Annotated in this window: 4 protein-coding genes; 2 read left to right on the plus strand and 2 right to left on the minus strand. The window is 72.6% G+C overall.

Features of this window, described 5'->3' with window-relative positions; all coding sequences use genetic code 11:
* Positions 1-573: 573 nt before the first annotated feature.
* Both AR3_RS28390 and AR3_RS28395 read right to left on the minus strand, forming a co-directional pair.
* Positions 574-1,911 carry a class I SAM-dependent RNA methyltransferase gene (locus tag AR3_RS28390; protein ID WP_083952221.1) on the minus strand — a complete coding sequence of 446 codons (1,338 nt, stop codon included), beginning with the start codon at positions 1,909-1,911 and terminating at the stop codon, positions 574-576.
* Positions 1,904-3,955 (minus strand): APC family permease, encoded by a 2,052-nt coding sequence (locus AR3_RS28395; RefSeq protein ID WP_067918630.1) that lies wholly within the window; start codon positions 3,953-3,955, stop codon positions 1,904-1,906. Before AR3_RS28395 ends, AR3_RS28390 begins: the two co-directional genes overlap by 8 nt.
* A gap of 176 nt (positions 3,956-4,131) precedes the next feature.
* Here AR3_RS28395 and AR3_RS28400 point away from each other — a divergent pair, with 176 nt between their 5' ends.
* A complete protein-coding gene (locus AR3_RS28400) occupies positions 4,132-4,797 on the plus strand; it encodes a potassium channel family protein (protein ID WP_067918632.1) in 666 nt (221 codons plus the stop codon).
* Entirely contained in the window at positions 4,798-5,457 is a 660-nt protein-coding gene (locus AR3_RS28405; protein WP_067918633.1) for a potassium channel family protein, read from the plus strand. It abuts the gene before it with no gap.
* Positions 5,458-5,512: the final 55 nt, after the last annotated feature.

Here is a 5,512-nt window from a genome sequence, read left to right on the forward strand (position 1 = left end):
GGTCGGCCCCGCACACGCGGGGATGGTCCCCCCGCCCGCGACCGCCTGTACGTCAGCATCGCGTCGGCCCCGCACACGCGGGGATGGTCCCGGTCCGGAGAGTACCCCTAGATGGAACCCGGCGTCGGCCCCGCACACGCGGGGATGGTCCGCCGACGGGGTCGCTGTGGGTCAACCTCGGCGAGTCGGCCCCGCACACGCGGGGATGGTCCTACCGGGTCGTCGACGACAGCCCGGACCCGGCAGTCGGCCCCGCACACGCGGGGATGGTCCCCTTCCGGCGCTTACCGTCCTTCTGGTTCTCGGGTCGGCCCCGCACACGCGGGGATGGTCCGCGGCGTATCGAGGACGCGGTGGGGTGGGCGCGGTCGGCCCCGCACACGCGGGGATGGTCTGTGAGGCAGCACTGACCCGCAGGCCGACCGACAGAGCCCCGCACACGCGGGGATGGTCCCCGGGGCTCCTGGTCCGGCGAGATCTTCGGCCAGTCGGCCCTGCGCAGGCGGGGATGGTCGCACGTTCGGCAGTTGCCAGAGGGCCTGCCGAGTCGGCTACCGCGCTTGGAGCGGGTGGTCAGCCCCTGACCAGGACGGCCAGGAGCTCTACGTGGTGGGTCATGGGGAAGGCGTCGAAGGCGCGGAGGGTTTCGAGGGTCCAGCCGCGGTCGCCGAAGTAGGACAGGTCGCGGGCCAGGGTCGCCGGGTCGCACGAGACGTAGGCGATCCGGCGGCCGGCCAGGCGGGCGACGTGGTTCACCACCTCGCGGCCGGCCCCGGCGCGCGGCGGGTCCAGGACGATCACGTCGGCGCCCCGCACGCGGGAGCCGCCGCGGTGGTCGGCGCGCTTGGGCTGGGCGCGGTCCGAGAGGTTTTCGGCGCGGCCGAACTCCAGCTCGGCGATCACCTCGTCGACTCGGCCGCGTTCGACCGCGACCTGGGGCATGTCGCGCAGGTTGAACTTGGCGTCGCGGACGGCCTGGGGGTCCGATTCGACGGCCACCACCAGCCCGTCCGGGCCGACGCGCTCGCCCAGCGCGGCGGCGAACAGTCCGGCGCCGCAGTACAGGTCGAGGGCGATCTCGCCGGGCCGGGGCTGCAGGGCGTCGATCACCGCGTCGGTGAGGACCTGCGCCGCGCCGGGGTGCACCTGCCAGAAGCCGCTGCCGCTGACCTGGAACAGGCGCTGGGAGACCTCCTCGCGCACGTACGGCAGCGGAGCCCCGGGGGCGGGACGGCCGCGGATCAGCCGGACGGGTACGTCCAGGCGGGGCACCCGGGCCTTGGCGCCGCGGACGACCACCACCCGGTCGCCGGTCGCGGCGGACACGATGCCCTCGACGGACGTGGCGCCGCGCCAGCGCTTGCGCTCGATGCCCATCGCCGTCACGCCCGGATGCGCGATCAGGCACTCGTCGATCGGCTCGACGTCGTGCGAGCGGTGCCGGTGCAGGCCGACGGCGCCGTCCCGGCGCACCGCGAACTGCACGCGCGTGCGCCATCCCAGGCCGTCCGGCGCGTGCGGCAGCTCCTCGACGACCACCGTGCGCTCGATGCCCGCGAGCCGCCGCAGCTGCTCCTCCACGACGGCGGCCTTGAGGCGGCGCTGCGCGGGAAGAGACGCGTGCTGCCAGTCGCAGCCGCCGCAGCGCCCCGGACCGGCGAACGGGCACGGCGGCTGCACCCGGTCGGGGGATGCGTCCAGGACGTCCACCGCGTCGGCGCGCAGGAACCGCTTGGTGCGCTCGGTCACCCGCGCCCGCACGCGCTCGCCCGGCAGGGCGTGCCGGACGAACACCACCCGCCCCTCGTGGCGGGCCACGCAGACGCCGCCGTTGCCGACGTCGCCGACGCGCAGTTCGAGGAGATCCCCCACCTCCGGGTCCACGCCCGGGTCCGCCCCCAGATCAGTCACGCTTGGACACGATACCGCCGGCCGCGCGTGGTCCGTCCCGCTCCGGGGACACGTGGTACGGCCGCCGCACCGATCCCGGTCCGGGCGGCTCCGGACGGCCCTTGAGCCGGTCGGACGACGCCAGCTGCCACGGCACGCTGGTCACCATCACCCCGGGCTGGAACAGCAGCCGCCCCTTGAGCCGCAGGGCGCTCTGGTTGTGCAGCAGGTGCTCCCACCAGTGGCCGACGACGTACTCGGGCAGGAACACCGTCACCACGTCGCGGGGGCTCTTGCGGCGCACGCTCTTGACGTACTCCAGCACCGGCCGGGTGATCTCCCGGTACGGCGAGTCGAGGATCTTCAGCGGGACGGGCAGGTCGAAGGCGTCCCATTCGCTGCGGAGCCGCTGCGACTCCTCGGCGTCCACGGCGACGGTGACCGCCTCCAGGGTCGAGGGCCGGGTCGCCCGCGCGTACGCCAGCGCCCGCAGCGTGGGCTTGTGCAGCTTGGACACCAGGACGATCGCGTGGTTGCGGGCGGGCAGCGCCACGTCCTCGCCGGTCGGGGCGAGCTCCTCGCGCACCCGGTCGTAGTGCCGCCGGATGCCCTTCATCGTGAGGAACAGCACCGGCATGGCGATGCACACGATCCACGCGCCGTGGGTGAACTTGGTGAGCAGCACGATGACCAGCACGAGCCCGGTGGTGGTGCCGCCGATCGCGTTGATGGCCCGGGAGCGCTTCATGCGCCGGCGCGCGACCAGGTCGGTCTCGGTGGCCAGGTGCCGGTTCCAGTGCCGCACCATGCCGATCTGGCTGAGCGTGAACGACACGAACACGCCGACGATGTAGAGCTGGATCAGCTTGGTGACCTCGGCCTGGAAGGCGTACACCAGCAGCCCGGCCATGGTCGCCAGGATGATGATCCCGTTGCTGAAGGCCAGCCGGTCGCCGCGGGTGTGCAGCTGGCGCGGCAGGTAGCCGTCGCGGGCGAGGATGGACCCGAGGACGGGGAAGCCGTTGTAGGCGGTGTTGGCCGCGAGGAACAGGATCAGCGCGGTGACCACCGCGATGTAGAAGAACGGCGCCGAGCCCTCGCCGAACACGGCGGCGGCGACCTGGGTGAGGATCGGCATCTGCAGGTAGTCGGAGCCGACGGGGCGGCCGTCGCGCAGCAGGTCGGCCGCGGGGTGCTCGGCCACCCGCACGTGCGACTCCAGCGCCAGCACGATCACGCCGCAGAACATGGTGACCGCGATCGCGCCCATCATCAGCAGCGTGGTCGCGGCGTTGCGGCTCTTGGGCTTGCGGAACGCGGGCACCCCGTTGCTGATCGCCTCCACGCCGGTCAGCGCGGCGCAGCCGGAGGAGAACGCCCGCAGCAGCAGGAACAGCAGCGCGAACCCCGCCAGGTGGCTCTGCTCGGCCCGCACCTGCAGGTCGGCCGTCGGGGCGCGCAGGTGGTCGCCGACGACGCCCAGCCGGAACAGCCCGTAGGCCACCATGACGAGCACGCCGAAGACGAACGCGTAGGTGGGGATGGCGAAGAACGTTCCAGACTCGCGGACGCCGCGCAGGTTCATCACGGTCAGCAGCGCGATGATGGCCAGCGCGGTGATCACCGGGTTCTCCCCGATGAGGGGAATGGCCGAGCCGATGTTGTCCACGCCCGACGACACCGACACCGCGACGGTCAGCACGTAGTCGACCAGCAGCGCGCTCGCCACGGTCAGCCCGGCGTTGGGCCCCAGGTTCACGGTGGCGACCTCGTAGTCGCCGCCGCCGCTGGGGTAGGCGTGCACGTTCTGCCGGTACGAGGCGACGACGACCGCCATGAGCATCACGATCGCCAGGGCGATCCACAGGCCGTACCGGTAGAAGCCGACGCCCGCGACCGCGAGCATCATCAGCAGTTCCTGCGGCGCGTACGCGACCGAGGACAGCGGGTCGCTGGCGAAGATGGGCAGCGCGATGCGCTTGGGCAGCAGCTGCTCGTGCAGCTGCGTGCTGCGCAGGGCCCGGCCGACGACGAGCCGCTTGACAAGGTCCGATGCCTTGGACACGCATTGGACTCTAGCCCTCGCCGCGATCCGGTTCGCACTGCCCCGTCCCCAGCGTTCCACTGGCTGGAGGTCCGCCCGGTTGGGTAGTACTTGCCTGGGCGGATGTGTAGGTTTGCAGCCCGGCATGGATCGTCCGAGCGGGACCGATCCTGGGGGTAACCGGAGAAGGAACGGCCGTGCATATCGTGATCATGGGCTGCGGGCGCGTGGGGTCGACACTCGCCCACATCCTTGAGGACAAGGGCCACTCGGTGGCCATCATCGACCAGAACCCCGAGGCGTTCCGCCGGTTGCGCAGCGGATTCAAGGGGCGGCGCATCACCGGGTTCGGCTTCGACCGGGACGTGATCGCCGAGGCGGGCATCGAGCGGGCCTCGGCGTTCGTCGCGGTCAGCAGCGGCGACAACTCCAACATCATCTCCGCGCGGGTGGCCCGGGAGACGTTCGGCGTCGACAACGTGGTGGCGCGCATCTACGACCCGCGCCGCGCCGAGGTCTACCAGCGTCTGGGCATCCCCACCGTCGCCACCGTGCGGTGGACGGCCGACCAGATCCTGCGCCGCCTGCTGCCGGAGGGCGCCGAGCCGCTGTGGCGGGACCCGACGGGCGAGGTCGTGCTGGCCGAGCTGGACCTCGGCCCCGCCTGGGTGGGCGACAAGGTGGCCGCGCTGGAGGAGGCCGCCCGCACCCGGGTGGCGTTCCTGTCGAGGATGGGCGAGGCGCTGGTCCCCGACGCCGACACCGTGATCCAGGACGGCGACATCGTGCACATCATCGCCCGCGCCGACGACCTGGAGCGGATCAACGCCGCGGTGGCCACGCGCAGCGAGGAGGACGTGTAGATGCGGGTCGCGATCGCCGGAGCGGGGGCGGTGGGCCGGTCCATCGCCCAGGAGCTGCTGGAGAACGGCCACGAGGTGCTGCTGATCGACAAGAACCCCCGCGCGATCAAGGTGGAGACGGTGCCGCGGGCCGAGTGGCTGCTGGCGGACGCCTGCGAGATCTCCTCCCTGGACGACGCGGCGCTGGAGCGCTGCCAGGTGGTCGTCGCCGCGTCCGGGGACGACAAGGTCAACCTGGTGGTGTCGCTGCTGGCCAAGACCGAGTACGGGGTGCCGCGGGTCGTGGCGCGCATCAACCACCCCAAGAACGAGTGGCTGTTCAACGAGTCGTGGGGCGTGGACGTGGCGGTGTCCACTCCCCGGCTGCTGTCGGCGCTGGTCGAGGAGGCGGTCAGCGTCGGCGACCTGGTCCGGCTGATGACGTTCCGGCAGGGCGAGGCCAACCTGGTCGAGCTGACGCTGCCCGAGGACGCCCCGCTGGGCGGGCAGCGCGTCGGTTCGGTGTCGTGGCCGCGCGACACGGCGCTGGTGGCGATCCTGCGGGAGGGGCGGGTGCTGGTGCCGAGCAGCGACGACACCCTCGAACCGGGCGACGAGCTGATGTTCGTGGCCAGCCAGGACGTCGAGGACGAGCTCGCCGAGCTCCTCGGCTCCCACTGACGGGCCCGGCCGCGGCGGGCGTCGGCGCCCGCCGCCCCGCCCCGCCGGGCGCCGC

The sequence above is a fragment of the Actinomadura rubrobrunea NBRC 15275 genome (genome assembly GCF_001552235.1).
Taxonomy (GTDB): Bacteria; Actinomycetota; Actinomycetes; order Streptosporangiales; family Streptosporangiaceae; genus Spirillospora; species Spirillospora viridilutea.

Excerpts from the sequence above, each read along its gene's own strand:
- AR3_RS28405 (WP_067918633.1), top strand. The coding sequence starts at position 4,798 with ATGCGGGTCGCGATCGCCGGAGCGGGGGCGGTGGGCCGGTCCATCGCC.